Source organism: Streptomyces amritsarensis (genome assembly GCF_001953875.1).
GTDB lineage: Bacteria > Actinomycetota > Actinomycetes > Streptomycetales > Streptomycetaceae > Streptomyces > Streptomyces amritsarensis.
Genome location: NZ_MQUR01000002.1, coordinates 142,764 through 161,067, shown reverse-complemented (window position 1 = coordinate 161,067; position 18,304 = coordinate 142,764). Strand labels below are relative to the sequence as shown.

17 protein-coding genes are annotated in these 18,304 nt (G+C 72.2%); 7 read left to right on the top strand and 10 right to left on the bottom strand.

Annotation, left to right across the window (positions count from 1 at the left end):
- Nucleotides 1-78: 78 nt before the first annotated feature.
- Nucleotides 79-378 (bottom strand): YciI family protein, encoded by a 300-nt coding sequence (locus AVW11_RS01880; RefSeq protein WP_030847212.1) that lies wholly within the window; start codon nucleotides 376-378, stop codon nucleotides 79-81.
- A gap of 26 nt (nucleotides 379-404) precedes the next feature.
- Here AVW11_RS01880 and AVW11_RS01875 point away from each other — a divergent pair, with 26 nt between their 5' ends.
- Nucleotides 405-1,082, top strand: a complete 678-nt coding sequence (locus AVW11_RS01875; protein WP_076043011.1) for an endonuclease V — start codon at nucleotides 405-407, stop codon at nucleotides 1,080-1,082.
- A 15-nt stretch (nucleotides 1,083-1,097) separates the two neighbouring features.
- Here the strand turns inward: AVW11_RS01875 and AVW11_RS01870 are convergent, their stop codons facing one another.
- Both AVW11_RS01870 and AVW11_RS01865 read right to left on the bottom strand, forming a co-directional pair.
- A complete protein-coding gene (locus AVW11_RS01870; RefSeq protein ID WP_076043010.1) occupies nucleotides 1,098-2,297 on the bottom strand; it encodes a saccharopine dehydrogenase family protein in 1,200 nt (399 codons plus the stop codon).
- 226 nt (nucleotides 2,298-2,523) lie between these two features.
- On the bottom strand, nucleotides 2,524-4,131 hold the full coding sequence (locus tag AVW11_RS01865) for a PKD domain-containing protein (RefSeq protein ID WP_076043009.1): 1,608 nt from the start codon (nucleotides 4,129-4,131) through the stop codon (nucleotides 2,524-2,526).
- A gap of 335 nt (nucleotides 4,132-4,466) precedes the next feature.
- Between AVW11_RS01865 and AVW11_RS01860 the strand changes: the two genes are divergently transcribed.
- The 5 genes from AVW11_RS01860 to AVW11_RS01840 all read left to right on the top strand — a co-directional run bounded on the left by AVW11_RS01860 (nucleotide 4,467) and on the right by AVW11_RS01840 (nucleotide 11,374).
- Nucleotides 4,467-5,621 carry a CaiB/BaiF CoA transferase family protein gene (locus AVW11_RS01860; protein WP_051700281.1) on the top strand — a complete coding sequence of 385 codons (1,155 nt, stop codon included), beginning with the start codon at nucleotides 4,467-4,469 and terminating at the stop codon, nucleotides 5,619-5,621.
- A complete protein-coding gene (locus AVW11_RS01855) occupies nucleotides 5,621-6,646 on the top strand; it encodes an LLM class F420-dependent oxidoreductase (RefSeq protein ID WP_076043008.1) in 1,026 nt (341 codons plus the stop codon). The genes AVW11_RS01860 and AVW11_RS01855 overlap by 1 nt, the downstream gene beginning before the upstream one ends.
- Before the next feature lie 82 nt (nucleotides 6,647-6,728).
- On the top strand, nucleotides 6,729-7,871 hold the full coding sequence (locus AVW11_RS01850) for an acyl-CoA dehydrogenase family protein (protein ID WP_030847230.1): 1,143 nt from the start codon (nucleotides 6,729-6,731) through the stop codon (nucleotides 7,869-7,871).
- Between the two features lie 72 nt (nucleotides 7,872-7,943).
- Nucleotides 7,944-9,158 (top strand): acetyl-CoA C-acetyltransferase, encoded by a 1,215-nt coding sequence (locus AVW11_RS01845; RefSeq protein WP_030847233.1) that lies wholly within the window; start codon nucleotides 7,944-7,946, stop codon nucleotides 9,156-9,158.
- 44 nt (nucleotides 9,159-9,202) lie between these two features.
- Nucleotides 9,203-11,374, top strand: coding sequence for a 3-hydroxyacyl-CoA dehydrogenase NAD-binding domain-containing protein (locus AVW11_RS01840; RefSeq protein WP_076043007.1), 2,172 nt, complete (start codon nucleotides 9,203-9,205; stop codon nucleotides 11,372-11,374).
- Between the two features lie 54 nt (nucleotides 11,375-11,428).
- Here the strand turns inward: AVW11_RS01840 and AVW11_RS01835 are convergent, their stop codons facing one another.
- The 3 genes from AVW11_RS01835 to AVW11_RS01825 all read right to left on the bottom strand — a co-directional run bounded on the left by AVW11_RS01835 (nucleotide 11,429) and on the right by AVW11_RS01825 (nucleotide 13,612).
- The gene (locus AVW11_RS01835) at nucleotides 11,429-12,118 is read right to left on the bottom strand and encodes a maltokinase N-terminal cap-like domain-containing protein (RefSeq protein WP_076043006.1); all 690 of its coding nucleotides are present in this window, start codon (nucleotides 12,116-12,118) and stop codon (nucleotides 11,429-11,431) included.
- Between the two features lie 52 nt (nucleotides 12,119-12,170).
- Nucleotides 12,171-12,623 carry an SRPBCC family protein gene (locus tag AVW11_RS01830; protein ID WP_030847242.1) on the bottom strand — a complete coding sequence of 151 codons (453 nt, stop codon included), beginning with the start codon at nucleotides 12,621-12,623 and terminating at the stop codon, nucleotides 12,171-12,173.
- Nucleotides 12,624-12,883: 260 nt separating this feature from the next.
- On the bottom strand, nucleotides 12,884-13,612 hold the full coding sequence (locus tag AVW11_RS01825; protein ID WP_030847245.1) for a MerR family transcriptional regulator: 729 nt from the start codon (nucleotides 13,610-13,612) through the stop codon (nucleotides 12,884-12,886).
- 85 nt (nucleotides 13,613-13,697) lie between these two features.
- On the opposite strand from AVW11_RS01825, the gene AVW11_RS01820 reads away from it, so the two are divergent.
- The gene (locus AVW11_RS01820; RefSeq protein WP_030847248.1) at nucleotides 13,698-15,539 is read left to right on the top strand and encodes an AMP-dependent synthetase/ligase; all 1,842 of its coding nucleotides are present in this window, start codon (nucleotides 13,698-13,700) and stop codon (nucleotides 15,537-15,539) included.
- Nucleotides 15,540-15,819: 280 nt separating this feature from the next.
- On the opposite strand, the gene AVW11_RS01815 is transcribed toward AVW11_RS01820, so the two are convergent.
- From AVW11_RS01815 to AVW11_RS01800, 4 genes are all read right to left on the bottom strand, one after another.
- Nucleotides 15,820-16,026 carry a hypothetical protein gene (locus tag AVW11_RS01815; RefSeq protein ID WP_076043005.1) on the bottom strand — a complete coding sequence of 69 codons (207 nt, stop codon included), beginning with the start codon at nucleotides 16,024-16,026 and terminating at the stop codon, nucleotides 15,820-15,822.
- Nucleotides 16,027-16,059: 33 nt separating this feature from the next.
- On the bottom strand, nucleotides 16,060-16,572 hold the full coding sequence (locus tag AVW11_RS01810) for a glycine-rich domain-containing protein (RefSeq protein ID WP_240528107.1): 513 nt from the start codon (nucleotides 16,570-16,572) through the stop codon (nucleotides 16,060-16,062).
- Nucleotides 16,573-16,814: 242 nt separating this feature from the next.
- The gene (locus AVW11_RS01805; RefSeq protein WP_076043004.1) at nucleotides 16,815-17,039 is read right to left on the bottom strand and encodes a hypothetical protein; all 225 of its coding nucleotides are present in this window, start codon (nucleotides 17,037-17,039) and stop codon (nucleotides 16,815-16,817) included.
- Nucleotides 17,040-17,123: 84 nt separating this feature from the next.
- Complete coding sequence (locus tag AVW11_RS01800) at nucleotides 17,124-18,299, bottom strand: helix-turn-helix domain-containing protein (RefSeq protein WP_076043003.1); 1,176 nt, start codon at nucleotides 18,297-18,299, stop codon at nucleotides 17,124-17,126.
- Nucleotides 18,300-18,304: the final 5 nt, after the last annotated feature.

The following is an 18,304-nucleotide window of genomic DNA, read 5'->3' as shown; positions in this document are numbered from 1 at the left end:
TGCCGTCCCCGCCCGGCGAGGGCCGCCAGGGCGGGCCGTCTCGTTCGGATCTTCCCCGGCAGATCCGAACGGGACGGTTCAGGTGACCGGGTTCTCCCGGACCGCCGACAGGTCCGCCGAGGTCCTCGTGGCCATGAACTCGGTGATGCGGTAGGCGCAGACGCCCGCGACCGAGAAGGGGTCCTCGGCCGCGATCTTCTCGACCTCGGCCCGGGACACCCCCGCGGCCAGGATGACGCCCCCGTCGCGCGGGACCTTGCGCCCCGACGCCAGGAACACGCCGGCGGCGTAGTAGCCGTCCAGCCAGGCGATGTGGGCGTCCATCTCGTCCTCGACGGCCTCGACGGGCGCGGTGTAGGTGAGCTCCATGACAAACATGATCGTCAGGTTACTCTCGGTCCATCATGACGAGTGTGAAGACCCCCGCCGACGAGGCCGAGGCCCGGGCGATACAGGACGAACTGCGCCATCACGTCGTGCTCGACGAGCCCGGCCCCCCGCCCGGCCGCGGGCTCGTGGCCGGCGTGGACGTCGCCTACGACGACTCGCGTGACCTGGTCGCCGCCGCGGCCGTGGTGCTCGACGCCGCCACCCTGGAGGTCGTCGAGGAGGCCACCGCAGTCGGGCACGTGAGCTTCCCCTACGTGCCGGGGCTGCTCGCCTTCCGCGAGCTGCCGACCGTGCTGGACGCGCTCGACGCCCTGACCGCCGAGCCGGGCCTCGTGGTCTGCGACGGCTACGGCCTCGCCCACCCCCGAGGCTTCGGCCTGGCGTGCCACCTCGGCGTGGTCACCGGGCTCCCCTCCATCGGCGTCGCGAAGAACCCGTTCACCTTCACCTACGAGGAGCCGGGCACCCGGCGGGGCGACGCCTGCGCACTGCTCGCCGCCGACGGGGCCGAGGTCGGGCGGGCGCTGCGCACCCAGGACGCGATCAAGCCGGTGTACGTCTCCGTCGGGCACAAGGTGTCGCTCGACAACGCCTGCGCCCACGCCCTGGCCCTGAGCCCTCGCTTCCGGATCCCGGAGACCACCCGCCACGCCGACTCGCTGTGCCGCCGGGCGCTGCGGGAGGCCTCCTGAGCCCGAGCCGGTCCGTCAGCGGGCGTCGGCCACCCGGAAGGTGATCCCCGCCTTCTGCAGGCGGTGGATGAGGGCGTCGCCCATCGCCACCGCTGTCGTCACCTGCCCCGAGGACTCCGGCAGGGCGTCATGGGCCAGGCACAGCGCCGACTCCGCCAGCATCTTCGCGGTCTCGCCGTAGCCCGGGTCGCCGCCCGCCACCTCGGTGAGCACGCGCCGGCCGCCGCCCTCGCCCACGAACCGCACGGTGAACCAGCTGCGCGCCCGCCGCTCCGCGTCCGGCCCCCGGCCGGGCTCCCAGCGGTTCATGAGCCACCGCCGGGCCGGGGGCACCTGGGCCAGGGCCGCCGTCGCGCCCACCGCCGCCGTACCGCCCAGCGCGACGGGCAGGTGCTTGACGGAGGCGTAGTGCCGGTAGCGGAAGTCCGGGCCGTAGCGCTCCAGCGCGGCCGCCGACCGGGTCACGATCCGCGGGTCCAGCGAGGGCAGCGGAAGCGCCCAGGTGCCGGTCTCACGGCTGAACCGCGGCACGCCCAGCGGCCCGCGCGCCCGCCGCCCCAGCAGTCGGGGCTCGTGCAGGCGGCGGGCGTGCGCGGCCGCCAGGGTCTGGGGGCCGCGGCCCAGCGCGGTCAGCGCGGAGGCCAGGGTCCCGCCGGAGAAGAAGGCGTTGGACCGCATGAACCCGTCGACCGTCAGCGGCACCCCCTCCGGCAGCTGCCGGACCGTGAAGTACGCGCCGAGGTCGGCCGGGATCGAGTCGAAGCCGCAGGCGTGCACGAGCCGGGCGCCGCTCTCGCGGGCCCGCGCGTCGTGCTCCACGTACATGCGGTCCACGAACTCCGGCTCGCCGGTGAGGTCCACGTAGTCCGTGCCCGCCTCGGCGCAGGCGGCCACGAGCCCGGCCCCGTACCAGACGTACGGTCCCACGGTCGTGGCCAGCACCCGGGTGGACGCGGCCAGTTCGCGTACGGCGGCGGGGTCCTGGGCGTCGGCGCGCAGCAGCGGCAGCGCGGCCAACGCGGGGTCGATCGCGGCCAGCCGCTCGCGCAGTCGCTCCAGCTTCGCGGGGTCCCGGCCTGCGAGGGCCCACCGGCACCCGGCGGGGGCGTGCGCGGCGAGGTACTCGGCGGTCAGTGCGCCCACGAACCCGGTGGCGCCGAAGAGCACGACGTCGTAGGCCCGTTCGGGTCGGGCCTGCGGGACCCCTGCGTTCATGAGAGCTCCTCCGAGTGGGGTGTGGTGGGTGGCCGAGGCTAGCGCGGGGCTCAGGCGTCCGCGCCGGCAGGTGCCGGTCGGGCTGCCGTCGGACGGGTGCCGGTCGGGTGCAGGACGGCTGCCGGGCGGATGCGGCGGAGAGCCGGACGGTCCGTCACGACGACGGCGCCCCGGGTACGGCCGTGCGGCCGCGCCCGGGGCGCCGTGGGGTCCACCTGCCGGTGGATCAGTCCTGCTGGTACAGGCCGAAGAGGTCGACGATCAGGTCGACGTCGTCCCAGCCCCGGTTCCAGAGGTCGATGATGCCGTTGTCGCCGGTGCTCGCCTGGACCAGGTTCGGGACGGTGGCGCCCTTCGTCCAGTTCAGGTTCGAGGAGTTCGGCGGCGTCGGCCAGCTCTGCGTGTCGTTGATGTAGTCGTCGAGCGAGTTCGGGTCCGGGGTGACCGTGAGGTACCCGTCGCCCTCCGGGTTGGTGACCGTGGTGTTCAGCACGAAGCCCGTGATGCTCGGGTCGTCGAAGGACATCGGCATGTAGATGTAGCTCTGGCCCCACAGCTTCCCGTAGACCGGGTCCTGCGGGTCGCGGGTGTCCACCAGGCGCTCGGGCGAGAGCGGCCGGAAGGCGCCCTTGCTGTCGGCGCTGTAGTAGCCGACGACGTCGACGACGACATCGGTGCCCGCCCAGGCGCCGTTGAAGACGCTGATCCTGCCGTCCCCGCTGACGGGGACGATCACCGAGTTCGCGATGGTCTGGCCCGGGGTGAAGTTCAGGTTGGACGCGGTCGGGGTGGCGCCGCCGGCCGGGAAGACCGACAGGTGGCCGGCTTCCCTCGGGTTGGTGACCGTCACGTTCAGCGCCACGGCGCTGATGCCCTGGGGCACCCCGCGCAGGCCGCTGATCTGGGTGGAGAAGGTCTTGCGGCCGCCGAGCTGGCCCTTCACCGTGCCGAGGCCCTCGCGGGTGTCGACGAAGCGGGACGGGGTGACCGGCGTGTAACCGCTGGACGCGGTCTTGGAGAAGTAGCCGGTGACGTCGGCGATCAGGTCGACCGGAGCACCGCCGCGGTTGGCGATCTCGACGTAGCCGTTCTTGCCGACCTTGACGATGACCAGGTTCGGGACGCTCTGGCGGGCCTTGTAGTTGACGTTCGACGTGGTCGGACGCTCGGTGCCCTCGGGGAAGGCGGTGACGTGGCCCTCGGCGGAGGTGTTGGTGACCGTGATGTTGAGGACCACGGCGGTGACGCCGGCGGGGATCCCGCCGTTGCCGCCGACCTTCACGCGGGTCGAGCTGTACGGCTGGACCATGCCCACCGGCGCGCCGGTCCCGTTGCGGGTGTCCAGCAGACGGGTGGGGGCGTACGGGGTGAAGTCCGCGCCGACGGTGACGAAGACGACCTCGTTGACGGCCGAGACGGCGTTCGCGTCGTCCACCACGGTGACCTTGACCGTGTAGGAGCCGACCTCGGCGTAGGTGTGGGCCGTGGTCCGGCTGTCGGAGCCGTAGGCGTCGAAGACGTCCGACTTCCCGTCGCCCCAGTCGATGGTGACCTTGAGCGGGGTGTCCACGCTGGTGATGGTGGTGTCCACCTCGGCGCCGTGCGCCGTGACGCCGTAGGCGGTCAGTCCGATCGCGAGGTCCGGGTTGGCGGAGGCGACGGACTGCGCCGCGGCCGCTCCGGTCTTGGCGGACGGGGCGGCCTTGCGGACCGTGCGGTCCGCCGGGCTGGTGAAGGTGTTGCTCTTGGACTTCGCATCCTTGGCGAGGTCCAGTTCCAGGTCCGGTGCGGTGGTGCCCCGTGCGTCGGGCTTGGCCGGGTCGGCCTGGGCCACGCCCGGGATGAGGCCAACGCCCGCCGCGATGGCGGCAGCGGAAATTACAAGACGGCGACGGCGCACCGATCCCCCACTTATCTGATTGAACGCTTGATCGACTCGAAAGCTCGTTCAGAGTACATAGCCGCGGGAGGATCTATCAGGGGGGTGGGCCTGGGAACTCCCGTACTTCCCGCAGGGGCGGACCGGCGTGGGTCGGCCGATCCGGGCGGAGCCCGGCACGGGGGCTTGTGCTCGGTGGAACACGTTCCTAGCATCACCGGTGTTACATCAGTTGTGTCACACAGTCGCACACCAGGCACACCACCCACACCGCAGACGCTGGGGGCTCGATGGCAGTGACAGGGAACGGGACCGGGACGGCCGGCGGCAGCCGCGGCCCGCTCGCCGGCGTGCGCGTCGTCGAACTGGCCGGCATCGGCCCCGGACCGTTCGCCGCCATGCTCCTCGCCGACCTGGGGGCGGACGTCGTACGCGTGGACCGGCCCGGCGGCGGGGGGCTCGCGGTCGACCCCGCCTACGACATCACCAACCGCGGCAAGCGCTCCGTGCTGGTCGACCTCAAGTCCGCCGACGGGCCCGCCCGCGTCCTGGACCTCGTCGAGCGGGCCGACGTCCTCGTCGAGGGCTTCCGCCCCGGGGTCGCCGAGCGGCTCGGCGTGGGCCCGGCCGCGTGCCACGCCCGCAACCCCAAGCTCGTCTACGGACGGATGACCGGCTGGGGCCAGGAGGGCCCGCTCGCGCACACCGCCGGCCACGACATCGCCTACATCGCCGTCACCGGTGCCCTCGGCATGATCGGCAACCCGGGAGAGCCCCCGGCGGTCCCGGCCAACCTGGTCGGGGACTACGCGGGAGGCTCGCTCTACCTCGTGATCGGCGTGCTCGCCGCACTCCAGCACGCCCGGGCCACCGGCACCGGCCAGGTCGTCGACGCGGCCATCGTCGACGGCACCGCCCACCTCACCGCCATGATCCACGGGATGATGGCGGCGGGCGGCTGGCAGGACCGGCGCGGTGCCAACCTCCTCGACGGCGGCTGCCCCTTCTACGGCACCTACGAGACCTCCGACGGCGGGTACATGGCGGTCGGCGCGCTGGAGCAGCAGTTCTACGACACCTTCACCGAGCTCCTCGGCATCGCGGACCGGGCGCCGGCCCGCAAGGACGCCGCGCGCTGGGGCGAGCTGCGCGAGGCCGTCGCCGCACGCTTCCGGACCCGTACGCGCGAGGAGTGGACGGCGGTCTTCGAGGGCACCGACGCGTGCGTGGCCCCGGTGCTGTCGCTGCGCGAGGCCCCGCACCACCCCCATCTCGCCGACCGGGGCACCTTCACGGACTTCGGCGGGATCGTGCAGCCCGCCCCCGCGCCGAGGTTCTCCGCGACCCCGGTCGCCGTCACCGCGGGCCCCGCCCGGCCGGGCGCCCACACCGAGTCGGTGGCCGCCGACTGGGACGTACCGGCCCTGCTCCCGAAGGAGGACTGATGGAACTGTCGATGATGCTCGACTACGCCGGGGACCCGCGCCGCGCCGCCGACGAGGCGGCCGCGCTGGAGTCCGCCGGCCTCGACGCCGTGTGGGTGGCGGAGGCATGGGGCTTCGACTCCCCGACGATCATGGGCTACCTCGCCGCCCGCACCGAGCGGCTGAAGATCGGCTCGGCGATCATGAACGTCTACTCGCGCACCCCCGGCCTGATCGCGCAGACGGCCGCCGGCCTGGACGCCCTCTCCGGCGGCCGGGCGCTCCTCGGCCTCGGCGCCTCCGGCCCGCAGGTCGTCGAGGGCTGGCACGGGAAGCCGTACGACAAGCCGCTCGGCCGCACCAGGGAGACGGTCGGGCTGTGCCGGCGCATCTGGCGCCGCGAGACGATCGACCACCACGGCATCACGGACATGCCGCTGCCGCCGGAGGAGGGCAGCGGGCTCGGCAAGCCGCTGAAGATCCTCACCCGGCCCGTGCGCGAGGCGATCCCCGTCTACATCGCCTCACTCGGTCCGGCCAACGTGCGGATGACCGCCGAGATCGCGGACGGCTGGCTGCCCACGCTCTTCATTCCCGAGAAGGCCGCCGCCGTGTGGGGCGGCCCGCTCGCCGAGGGGAGGGCCGAGCGGTCGCCGCAGCTCGGCCCCCTGCAGACCGTCGCGGGCGGCCTGCTCGCGATCGGTGAGGACGCGGCCGCCGTACGGGAACGCGCGCGTCCGCAGATCGCGCTGTACGTCGGCGGCATGGGCGCGGTCGGCAGGAACTTCTACAACGACCTCGCCGTCGCCTACGGCTACGAGGAGGAGGCCCGGAAGATCCAGGAGCTCTACCTCGCCGGACGCACGCGCGACGCCGCTGCCGCCGTGCCGGACGAGTTCTGCGAGCTGATGACGCTGTGCGGGCCCGAGGGCTACGTGCGTGAGCGTGTTGAGGCCTTCCGCGAGGCCGGCGTCACCATGCTCAACGTCACACCCGTCGGCCCCGACCCGGCCCGCCTGATCGAAACCGTCAAGAACTGGCTCTGAGGAGCCCTTCCGATGCTGCGAGCCGCCCCGATGCTGCGAGCCGCCCCGATGAAGCGAGTCCTGCGATGAAGCGAGCCGTCCGATGAAGCGCCTGATCTTCGACGCCGACCACGAGGCGTTCCGTGAGACCGTCCGCACCTTCCTCGCCAAGGAGGTGCTGCCGCACTACGAGCAGTGGGAGAAGGACGGCATCGTCAGCCGCGAGGCGTGGCGGGCCGCCGGCCGCCAGGGGCTGCTGGGGCTGGCCGTCCCCGAGGAGTACGGGGGCGGCGGGAACACCGACTTCCGCTACGCCGCCGTGATCGCCGAGGAGTTCACCAGAGCGGGCACGCCCGGACTCGCCATCGGCCTGCACAACGACATCATCGGGCCGTATCTGGCCTCGCTCGCCACCGAGGAGCAGAAGCGCCGCTGGCTGCCCGGCTTCTGCTCCGGCGAGACCATCACCGCCATAGCGATGACCGAACCGGGTGCGGGCTCCGACCTCCAGGGGATCCGGACCACCGCCGAGGACCGCGGCGACCACTGGGTGCTGAACGGCTCCAAGACCTTCATCTCCAACGGCATCCTCGCCGACCTGGTGATCGTGGTCGCCAAGACCACCCCCGAGGGCGGGGCGCACGGCCTGTCGCTGCTGGTCGTCGAGCGCGGCGCCGAGGGCTTCGAGCGCGGCCGCAACCTCGACAAGATCGGCCAGAAGGCGCAGGACACCGCCGAGCTGTTCTTCCACGACGTGCGCGTCCCGAAGGAGAACCTGCTCGGCGAACTGAACGGCGCCTTCGTCCACCTGATGACCAACCTGGCGCAGGAGCGCATGGGCATCGCGATGGCCGGCATCGCCGCCGCCGAACACCTGCTGGAGATCACCACGCAGTACGTGAAGGAGCGCGAGGCCTTCGGGCGCCCGCTGTCCAAGCTCCAGCACATCCGGTTCGAGATCGCGGAGATGGCCACCGAGGTCGCCGTCACCCGGACCTTCCTCGACCGGTGCATCACCGACCACTCCAACGGCGAACTGGACCACGTACACGCCTCGATGGCCAAGTGGTGGGCCACCGAACTGCAAAAGCGCGTGGCGGACCGCTGCCTCCAACTCCACGGCGGCTACGGCTACATGACCGAGTACCGGGTCGCGCGGGCCTTCACCGACGGCCGGATCCAGACGATCTACGGCGGCACGACCGAGATCATGAAGGAGATCATCGGCCGGTCCCTCCTCAGCTGACCCCCTCATCCCACCCCGCGGCCCCGCCGAGGACCTTCCCGGGACCTTCCAGCACACCGAAAGGCTTGACCAGTGAGCACCGAAGCTTACGTATACGACGCGATCCGCACCCCGCGCGGCCGCGGCAAGGCCAATGGCTCCCTGCACGGCACCAAGCCGATCGACCTGGTCGTCGGACTCATCGACGCGCTGCGCGAGCGCAACCCCGGCCTGGACCCGGCGGCCATCGACGACATCGTCCTCGGCGTCGTCGGCCCGGTCGGTGACCAGGGCTCCGACATCGCCCGTATCGCGGCCATCGCCGCCGGACTCCCGGACACGGTCGCCGGGGTACAGGAGAACCGGTTCTGCGCCTCGGGTCTGGAAGCCGTCAACCTGGCCGCCGCGAAGGTCCGTTCCGGCTGGGAGGACCTGGTCCTGGCCGGCGGCGTGGAATCGATGTCCCGCGTCCCGATGGCCTCGGACGGCGGCGCCTGGTTCGCCGACCCGATGACCAACTGGGACACCGGCTTCGTACCGCAGGGCATCGGCGCCGACCTGATCGCCACCATCGAGGGCTTCTCCCGGCGCGACGTCGACGAGTACGCGGCCCTCTCGCAGGAGCGCGCCGCCGCCGCGATCAAGGACGGCCGCTTCGCGAAGTCCGTCGTCCCGGTCACCGACCGCAACGGCCTGACCGTCCTGGACCACGACGAGTTCGTCCGCCCGGGGACCACCGCCGACACCCTCGCCAAGCTCAAGCCGTCCTTCGCGGACATCGGCGAGCTCGGCGGCTTCGACGCCGTCGCGCTGCAGAAGTACCACTGGATCGAGAAGATCGACCACGTCCACCACGCGGGCAACTCCTCCGGCATCGTCGACGGCGCCTCCCTCGTCGCGATCGGCTCCCGCGAGGCGGGGGAGCGCAGCGGACTGGCCCCGCGCGCCCGGATCGTCTCGGCGGCCGTCTCCGGCTCCGAGCCCACCATCATGCTCACCGGCCCCGCCCCGGCCACCCGCAAGGCCCTCGCCAAGGCCGGGCTGACCATCGACGACATCGACCTGGTCGAGATCAACGAGGCCTTCGCCGGCGTCGTCCTGCGCTTCGTCAAGGACATGGGACTGTCCCTCGACAAGGTCAACGTCAACGGCGGCGCCATCGCGCTGGGCCACCCGCTCGGCGCCACCGGCGCGATGATCCTCGGCACGATCGTCGACGAGCTGGAGCGCCAGGACAAGCGCTACGGGCTGGTCACCCTCTGCGTCGGCGGCGGCATGGGCGTCGCCACCATCGTCGAACGCCTCTGAACCGTCCCTGTCCCCCCGACCCCTCCGACACGGAAGTAGCGAACATGAGCGAGTCCACCACGATCCGCTGGGAACAGGACGAGACCGGCGTCGTCACCCTGGTCCTCGACGACCCGGGCCAGTCCGCCAACACGATGAACCAGGCCTTCAAGGACTCCATCGCGGCCGTCGCCGACCGCGCCGAGGCCGAGAAGGACTCCATCCGCGGCATCATCTACACCTCCGCCAAGAAGACCTTCTTCGCGGGCGGCGACCTCAAGGACATGATCCGGCTGCGCCCCGAGCACGCGCAGCTCGCCTTCGACACCGGCACCGAGATCAAGCGGTCCCTGCGCCGCATCGAGACCCTCGGCAAGCCCGTCGTCGCGGCCGTCAACGGCGCCGCCCTGGGAGGCGGTTACGAGATCGCCCTCGCCTCCCACCACCGCGTCGCCCTCGACGCGCCCGGCTCCAAGATCGGCCTGCCCGAGGTCACCCTCGGCCTCCTCCCGGCCGGCGGCGGCGTCACCCGCACCGTACGCCTCATGGGCATCGCCGACGCACTGCTGAAGGTGCTGCTCCAGGGCACCCAGTACAGCCCGCAGCGCGCCCTGGACAACGGCCTCGTGCACGAACTGGCCGCCACGCCCGAGGAGATGCTGGCCAAGGCCCGCGCCTTCATCGACGCCAACCCCCAGTCGCAGCAGCCCTGGGACGTGCCCGGCTACAAGATCCCCGGCGGTACTCCGTCGAACCCGCGCTTCGCCGCGAACCTCCCGGCCTTCCCGGCCAACCTGAAGAAGCAGCTGAACGGCGCCCCGTACCCGGCGCCCCGCAACATCCTGGCCTGCGCCGTCGAGGGCTCCCAGGTCGACTTCGAGACCGCGCTGACCATCGAGGCCCGCTACTTCACCGAGCTGGTCACCGGACAGACCGCCAAGAACATGATCCAGGCGTTCTTCTTCGACCTCCAGGCCGTCAACGCCGGGCGCAGCCGCCCGCAGGGCGTCGAACCGCGGAAGGTCCGCAAGGTCGCCGTCCTCGGCGCCGGCATGATGGGCGCCGGCATCGCCTACTCCTGCGCCCGCGCGGGCATCGAGGTGGTCCTCAAGGACGTCACCGCCGAGGCCGCCGCCAAGGGCAAGGCGTACTCCGAGAAGCTCCTCGACAAGGCGCTGTCCCGCGGCCGGACCACCGAGGCGGGCCGCGCCGAGCTGCTCGCCCGGATCACCCCGACCGCCGACCCGGCCGACCTCGCGGGCTGCGACGCCGTCATCGAGGCCGTCTTCGAGGACACCGCCCTCAAGCACAAGGTGTTCCAGGAGATCCAGACCGTCGTCGCCCCCGACGCCCTGCTCTGCTCCAACACCTCGACGCTGCCCATCACCGGGCTCGCCGATGGCGTCGAGCGGCCCGCCGACTTCATCGGACTTCACTTCTTCTCGCCCGTCGACAAGATGCCGCTCGTCGAGATCATCAAGGGGGCGCAGACCGGCGACGAGGCCATCGCCCGCGCCTTCGACCTGGTCCGCCAGATCAACAAGACCCCGATCGTGGTCAACGACTCGCGCGGCTTCTTCACCTCGCGCGTCATCGGCCAGTTCATCAACGAGGGCGTGGCGATGGTCGGCGAGGGCGTCGAGCCCGCGTCGATCGAGCAGGCCGCGGCGCAGGCCGGCTACCCGGCCAAGGTCCTCTCCCTGATGGACGAGCTCACCCTCACGCTGCCGCGCAAGATCCGCAACGAGAGCCGCAAGGCCTTCGAGGCGGAGGGCCGGACGTGGACCGAGCACCCCGCCGACACCGTCATCGACCGGATGGTCGACGAGTTCGGCCGCCCCGGCCGCAGCGGCGGCGCCGGCTTCTACGACTACGACGAGTCGGGCAGGCGCGCCCGTATCTGGCCGGGTCTGCGCGAGCACTTCGCCAAGCCGGGCCACGAGATCCCCTTCGAGGACATGAAGGAGCGGATGCTCTTCTCCGAGGCCCTGGACACCGTCCGCTGCCTCGACGAGGGCGTCCTCACCTCGGTCGCCGACGCCAACATCGGCTCCATCATGGGCATCGGCTTCCCGGCCTGGACCGGCGGCGTGCTCCAGTACATCAACGGCTACGAGGGCGGGCTCACCGGCTTCGTGGCCCGCGCCCGCGAACTCGCCGGGAAGTACGGCGAGCGGTTCACCCCGCCGGCCTCCCTCGTGGAGAAGGCCGAGCGGGGCGAGACGTACGCCGACTGACCCTGCGACGACGCCCCGGCCCCCCGCCGCGGGGGCCCGGGGCGAACCCGTCCGTCAGCGCTCGGAGGCGGCCAGGTGGGCGAACGGCCCGTGCTGCCGGGAGCCGTCCGGGGCGGACCAGCCGGCCAGCACCCGTCCCGCGGCGCCGTCCCCCTCGGGAGCGGGTCCCGGACGCAGCACCCGGCACAGGGTCAGCGTCGACACCGGGCCCTCCTGCGCCACCGGGCCCTCCTGCGCCACCGGGCCCACGGTGACGAGCGTCGCGTCCTCGGTGTCCGTCACGGTCCCGGGGCCGGTGAGGCCCTGCGGCACCCCGGGCCCCTCGCTGCGGACCTCGACCGTCGGGTCGGGGGCGCCGCTCGTGTTCTGGTCCTGGGCGGTCGTACGGCCCGCCAGGAGGGCGAGCAACTGCTCGACCAGCACCCCGTCGTGGGTCCCGTCGTAGATCCAGCGGCGACCCAGCACACCGTGCTCGGACGTGCCGATCAGGCCGTCCTCGGCGGATGCCAGGGGAGCCCCGCGGTAGGTCATCGGGACCAGGTAGGCGACGGGGGCGTCCCCCGAGGTGTCGGTGACGACCATGAACTCGATGCCCACCTCGCCCTCGGGGTCGTCGAGCCGGAAACCGCCGGCCTTGGCGAGCAGCGGCGCGTCCGTGCCCCGGTACCAGGGCTTCGACGGCAACCAGGCGGCGATCAGTTCGAGCTTGCCGGGTGACATGGTGGTGCGGTGGATGACTGCCATGATCCGTAAACTACCCGGGCTGCGCGGGTGTTGGCGGGCGGCCCGGCCCGCGTCACGCGGGCGCGGCCACCGGGTGTTCCCGCACGGCGATCCTGGCCAGCTTGGTCAGCATCATGCCGTTGCGCACGGCGACGAGGTAGTCCACCGGCAGCCCGTGCATGCGGGTGCCGGGACCGCGCAGCGGATGCCAGTCGAGGGTGAAGAGCGTGTTCCCGCCCCAGGGGGCGAGGTCCATGGCGATGCGGGCCGCGCCGAAGGGTTCGGCACGCGCCTCCAGCTCCAGGCGCCGCTGCGGTTCGCAGACGCGGACGACACAGGTGTCGTCGAGGGTCAGCGGGCCGGCGCCGACACGGACCCGCAGCCGGGCGCCCACGTCGGGCCAGTGCGGGTCCGCGGCGAGGACCTCCCGGGTTCCCGTCACCCACTCCCCGTAGCGGTGCCCGTCGGCCAGGAGGCGCCAGACCTCGGCGGGCGGGCTCAGGATCAAACGGCGGTTGCGGGCCACGGCGCTCACGCTCCATTCCGGACGGTGGCCGGGCCGTCGCTGTGCCCTGCCCACCCCCACCCTCACGCCGTAGCCGCGCCCCCGCAGTCCGGCAGACCCGAACGGCTGTCACGGCCGCCGTCCAACCGCCACGGCACCGCCCCGGCACCGCCCTGGCACCGCCCCCGCGCCGACCGGGCATCGGCCCATCGCCGACCCCTTGCCGGCCCCTTGCCGGCCCGGAATCGGCCCATCGCCGGCCCGGTGCCCGCCCGGGACCGTCACCCGGGCTCCGAGACGAACGCCGCCCGCAGCTCCTCCCGCAGTGACCGCTGGAAGGCCGTCACCAGCGCCTGCACCACCATCGGCTGCATGTGCGCGGACAGCGCCTTCATCGACTCCACCCGTTCCGGATCGCTCTCGCCCTCGGTGAACGGCCCCCACACTTCGTCCCGGAACAGCGCCGTCAGCTCGTGCGCCGCCGACCGGGCGTGCTCCACCAGCACCTTGCGCGCCGCCAGGATCGTCCCGTGCGCGATCGGCACGTCGAGCAGCGCGACCCCGAGCCGCAGCAGCCCCACGTCCACGCGGAACCCGTCACCCGAGGCGGCGAGCACGTTCATGGCCGTGAGCCGCCGCACATCGGTGTCCGACAGGCTCCGCCCCGCCCGCTTCTCCAACTCCTCACGCGAGACCTCCCGGGCCGCGTCCGGGGCCCAACTGGCCACCATCGCCCGGTGGATCGCCAGGTCGTGCGCGCTCAGGTCGTCGGGCAGCGCGTCGAGGTAGCGCTCGATGGCGGACAGGGTCATGCCCTGGTGCTGGAGCTCCTCGATCAGGGCCAGCCGCGACAGGTGCTCCGGCCCGTAGTGCCCCACCCGACGCGGACCGATCACGGGAGGGGGCAAAAGTCCGCGGGTGCTGTAGAACCGTACCGTGCGCACGGTGACGCCCGCCCTGGCCGCCAGCTCGTCGACGGTGAGCATCGGCTCGGGTGCCTGGTCGGCCATCGTCTGCGCCTCGCTCTCTGCTCCACAGCTTGGGTTCAACAGTATTGCTGTCGCACCAACGATGTGAAACGGCCAGGAGCTGCCCATGACCACGAACCTGCGACTGCCCGGACGACCCGAAGAGATCACCTTCTCCGCCCTGCTGGCCCGCAACGCCGCCGAGTACGGGGACCTCCCCGCCCTCTCCTGGCGCGCCGGGCCCGACGCGGCCGGCTGGACGACGCTCACCTGGAGCGAGGTCCGCCACAAGGTCGCCGTCCTCGCCTCCGGCTACGCCGCCCTCGGCGTCGAGCGCGGCGAGCACGTCCTGCTGATGATGGGCAACCGCCCCGAGCACTGGCTCAGCGACCTCGCCCTCTTCCACCTCGGCGCCGTACCCGTCACCGTGTACGGGACCTCCGCGCCCGAGCAGATCGCGCACATCGCCCGCCACAGCCGAGCCCGGGTCGCCGTCGTGGAGGGCGCCCGCGAACTCGTCCGGTGGGAGCCGCTGCTGGCCGCCGCCGACGTCCCCCTGCAACGCCTGGTCGTCGCCGAGGCCGCCGAGGCGGGCCGGCACGGCACGTACGCGTCCCTCTACGCGGGCGGCGCCCGGACCCACCGCGCCGACGCCTTCGAGAAGGCCTGGCAGGAGACCCGTCCCGAGGACCCGCTCACCGTCGTCTACACCTCCGGGACCACCGGCGACCCCAAGGGCGTGCGCCTGACCCACCGCAACCTGATCCTCCAGGCGGTCCGCCTCGACCGCCGCGTGGACCTCCCCGAACACGCCGAGCACATCTGCTACCTGCCCTTCGCGCACATCGCCGAGCGGGTCCTCGGCATCTACCTGCCCCTGCTGCGGGCCTCGCACGTCATGCTGTGCGCCGATCCCACCGCCGTCTCGGCGGCCGTCCGCGAACTGCGCCCGGTGCAGTTCTTCGGGGTGCCGCGGGTGTGGGAGAAGCTCGCCGCCTCCGTCCGCGCGGTCCTCGCGCAGCTCCCCGAGGACCAGAGGAAGGCCATAGAGGCCGCCAACGACCTCGCCCGCGCCCGGGCCGGCCACCACGAGCGGGGCGAGGAGGTGCCCGCCGAGCTCGAAGCCGCGTACGCCTCGGCCAAGGAGCGGACACTGGACCCGCTGCTGCATCTGGCGGGCATGGACCGGCTCGCCTGGACGGCCAGCGCCACCGCACCCATGCCCATCGACGTCGTCCGCTTCTGGGCCGGCTGGGGCATCACGATCATGGACGCCTGGGGGCTCACCGAGACGGCGGGCGTGTGCACGCTCAACAGCGCCGACGGCTTCCGGCTGGGCTCGGTGGGCCGCCCCATCGAAGGGCTGGAGCTGCGGATCGCCGAGGACGGCGAGGTCTTCACGCGCGGTGCGACCGTCTTCGGCGGCTACCTGCGGCCGGACGGCTCGGTGGAGAGCGCCTCCGACGCGGAGGGCTGGTTCCCCACGGGGGACGTCGGCCGGATCGACGAGGACGGCTTCCTCTGGATCACCGACCGCAAGAAGGAACTGATCATCACGTCCAACGGGAAGAACGTCTCGCCCGCGCTGGTGGAGAACACGGTCAAGGAGCACCCCCTCATCGGCCAGGCGCTGGTCCACGGCGACGGCCGCTCCTACCTCGTCGCCCTGCTCGTCCTGGACGCCGAGCTGGCCCCGGTCTGGGCGGCCGCCCGGGGCATCGAGGCGGACTCCGTCGCCGCGCTCGCCGAACACCCCGCCGTCAGGGAGGAGGTCGCCCGAGCGGTCGAGGCGGCCAACGCGCGGCTCAACCGGACCGAGCAGATCAAGCGCTACCGGCTGCTGGCGCAGGAGTGGGGACCCGACACGGGCGAGCTCACGCCCTCCCTCAAGCTGCGCCGCCGGGTGGTCCGCGACAAGTACGGCGCGCTGATCGACGGCCTGTACGAGGAGTCCTACGACCCGGCGTGACCCGTACGCTTCCGGCCGGTCGGCGGATGGTGGTGGCTCGACTCCCGACGTGAAGCATGCACAGGGTCCGGCGAATCTGGCGACGTCCCGACCAGGTTCTTTGCGGAGACGAAGGTCGGGGCGTCGCTGCGCCCGGGCGTGGGCGGGGCGGGCACGCAGCGTGTCTCGACGCGCTCACCGGCGTCGCCGACGTACCGGCCATGACCGCTCGGAACCCGTGCGGCCCGGCCCCAGTGGTAGCCCCGGCCGGCGGGGGATCGCCGGCCGGGGCGGGCTCAGATCAGCGCGCGACGACGAACCCACGCTCGGAACGCCAACCGCGTGCTGCAGCAACCCTGGCGAGAACAGACCCAGTCACGTCCCGGCCGTCCGCGTCCAGCACGATCCACGTACTCCCCGGATTGTCCGGCGTCACCGGCGTGACCGTTCCCGCGATGCCGTGCTGACGCATCGCGGCGTGCACCTCGAAGGCCTGGTCGGTGTTCATGTCCTCGCCTCTCTGCCTTGTGGGCCGCCGAGCCTATTCCCCGCCGCCGTGCGTGGCGCAGTTCCCCGGGTTGATCGGGCCGCAGCCGCCCGGGACCGGAGTGTGCGAGCAGTTCGCGGCGACCGAGGCGAGCGACCGGTCCGGACCCACCCACAGCTCGGTGTCCGGCGTGTACCCGGCCTGCTCGATCAGGGCCATGGTCCGCGTCAGAACCTCCGGGTCATGACGGGACGCCTCCGGCCGCTCCGGGTAGTGGTGCACGGTCCGGCCGAGCCTGCTGCACAGTGATGCGTACAGGTGCGTGTGCAGGATCAGCGCGTGCCAGCCCGCGTCGACCTCACGGGTGGGGGCGATCCGTACCGACGGGAAGCGGGACGCCGCGATGACGAACTTGAGGGCCTCGATGAGGATCCGTGAGGCCATCTCTGGCTCGATGTTGGGGTTGTCGTCCAGGATGGTGGCTCGGACGTCGTTGAACTGGGCGTCGGTGAGGAGGGTGCGGGGCGGGGGCGGCTTCTGCGGGCCGGTGGCGCATGCAGCGGTCATGATGTGCTCCTCGGTGTGAGTGCCGATGGTGCGATGGGCCCGCCCTGGGCGCCCGACGGAAGGGTTGGGGCGGGAGTTGAGGGCCGGGGATCAGGTGATCCCGTGGGGGCCGCCGTGCGGGCAGTCCTTTGCGTGGACTACGGCGCCGCCCTCGGGTCCCCCGATGGGCAGCGGCTTGGCGCCGCACGAGCACGGCTGAGGCGGCGGCTTGGCCGCGCGCTGGTAGGTGACCTCGTCGGTTGTCACCGGGTCGCCTGGATGTTCGCGACGGCCGTGGACAGTTCGCGGCCGCCGCCGACCGGCCGGATGTAGGCGATCTCCGCCCAGTGCTCCGGCTGGCCCACGTTGGCCGTGTTCTCCATCAGCACCGCCATGAGCGTGCCCTCGGTGCCGGACGCGATGTCGCGCACCGGCTTGCGGAGGAGCGGGTGCGGGATGTCTGTGTGCGCGTCCTGCGGGGCGGCCATGGCAGGTGCTCCCTACGTCGTCAGTGGGTGGTGAGACCAGCCTGACTCTTCGTAAGGGGGCAAATGCTCACAGATTTGTGAGTGCTACAGCCCGATCCAGCGAGCCATCCCCCCAAGGCCGTCGGGCGTCCGCCGAGACATGCGCACCAGTCCCCGGACCGTGCTCCGCGTTCCCGGCAGATGCCGTGTCTGCTCCGGTGCCACCTTCCGGGCCTGGGCCAGATATCGCAGCGACATCTTCGCAGAGCCCGCCTCCATTTCCACCAGCGCCCGGTCCACGAGGTACCGGGCCCGCCGCGACGTCAGCGTCGAGGCGGGCAGCTTCAGCCTGCGGGCACGACTGAGAGCCTCGTCGAAGTCGGCCAGCACGATCGACGTGCCGATCTCGTGCAGTCGGACGTTCACCTGCCCGAAGGACAGCCAGTGGACCTCGCCGGCCTCGCCGCCGACGCGGTCGGCGAGCTCTCGGGCCGCGGCCAGGTGCGTTTCGACGGCAGTCCGGTCCCCGTTCTTCGCAGCCACGGTGGCCGCGCCCAGGTGGAGCTGGCCGATTACCACCACGGCCTCGCGGCTCGTCGCCCCGGCGAGGAGCGCCTGCCCCGACGAGATAAGAGGGAGGGATGTTGCGCACCGCCACAGGGTCGCCCGCTTGTACCGTTGCACGGCCTCCAGGCACGGGTCCGACGCCCGGCCGGCGGCCCATCCCATGCGGTCCAGGGCGACGCGCGCGAGGTCGGGGTGGTCGAGCTTCAGCGCCACGTCGTGTGCGGTCCGGTATGCCGAGGCGAGGGCTCGCCATGCTTGGGTCGACGGCGCCGTCCACGCCGTGTGGGTCAGTTCCAGGATCAGGCTGGGGAGGGTCTTGGCTGCGGCCCGCAGATGGGTGGCTCGGACCTGCTGGCACAGGGCGTCGGCCGCGGCTGCCAGCTCCGGCACCGAGCGGACGGTGGGAAGCACCGGGAGCGGGCCGAGGTCGTACCGGTCGAGGGCTTCTCGGATCGGTGCGACCAGAGCAACGAGCCGGTCCGGGGGCAGTGACGTCATGGCAGGGGGTCCTGCCAGCAGGGACGTGTCCACCTTGAGAGCTTGCGCCACCGCCGCCACGAAACCGGGGGTCGCTGCACGTGCGCCGCATTCAACCTGGTTCAAGAGGCTGAGGCTGTAGGGGATACGGTCGGCGAGTTCGCGCTGTGTCAGGCGCGCGAGGCGCCGCTGCTCCTGGATACGGGATCCGGCGTGGTCATCGTTAGGTGCGGGCATGCTGA

Bases quoted from the DNA above. Each gene is read 5' to 3' on its own strand.
- AVW11_RS01850 (WP_030847230.1), top strand. From the start codon at position 6,729: ATGAAGCGCCTGATCTTCGACGCCGACCACGAGGCGTTCCGTGAGACC.
- AVW11_RS01825 (WP_030847245.1), bottom strand. From the start codon at position 13,612: ATGGCCGACCAGGCACCCGAGCCGATGCTCACCGTCGACGAGCTGGCG.
- AVW11_RS01815 (WP_076043005.1), bottom strand. From the start codon at position 16,026: ATGAACACCGACCAGGCCTTCGAGGTGCACGCCGCGATGCGTCAGCAC.
- AVW11_RS01800 (WP_076043003.1), bottom strand. From the start codon at position 18,299: ATGCCCGCACCTAACGATGACCACGCCGGATCCCGTATCCAGGAGCAG.
- AVW11_RS01880 (WP_030847212.1), bottom strand. From the start codon at position 378: ATGTTTGTCATGGAGCTCACCTACACCGCGCCCGTCGAGGCCGTCGAG.
- AVW11_RS01840 (WP_076043007.1), top strand. From the start codon at position 9,203: ATGAGCGAGTCCACCACGATCCGCTGGGAACAGGACGAGACCGGCGTC.
- AVW11_RS01805 (WP_076043004.1), bottom strand. From the start codon at position 17,039: ATGGCCGCCCCGCAGGACGCGCACACAGACATCCCGCACCCGCTCCTC.
- AVW11_RS01855 (WP_076043008.1), top strand. From the start codon at position 5,621: ATGGAACTGTCGATGATGCTCGACTACGCCGGGGACCCGCGCCGCGCC.
- AVW11_RS01860 (WP_051700281.1), top strand. From the start codon at position 4,467: ATGGCAGTGACAGGGAACGGGACCGGGACGGCCGGCGGCAGCCGCGGC.
- AVW11_RS01875 (WP_076043011.1), top strand. From the start codon at position 405: ATGACGAGTGTGAAGACCCCCGCCGACGAGGCCGAGGCCCGGGCGATA.
- AVW11_RS01870 (WP_076043010.1), bottom strand. From the start codon at position 2,297: ATGAACGCAGGGGTCCCGCAGGCCCGACCCGAACGGGCCTACGACGTC.
- AVW11_RS01835 (WP_076043006.1), bottom strand. From the start codon at position 12,118: ATGGCAGTCATCCACCGCACCACCATGTCACCCGGCAAGCTCGAACTG.
- AVW11_RS01810 (WP_240528107.1), bottom strand. From the start codon at position 16,572: ATGACCGCTGCATGCGCCACCGGCCCGCAGAAGCCGCCCCCGCCCCGC.
- AVW11_RS01820 (WP_030847248.1), top strand. From the start codon at position 13,698: ATGACCACGAACCTGCGACTGCCCGGACGACCCGAAGAGATCACCTTC.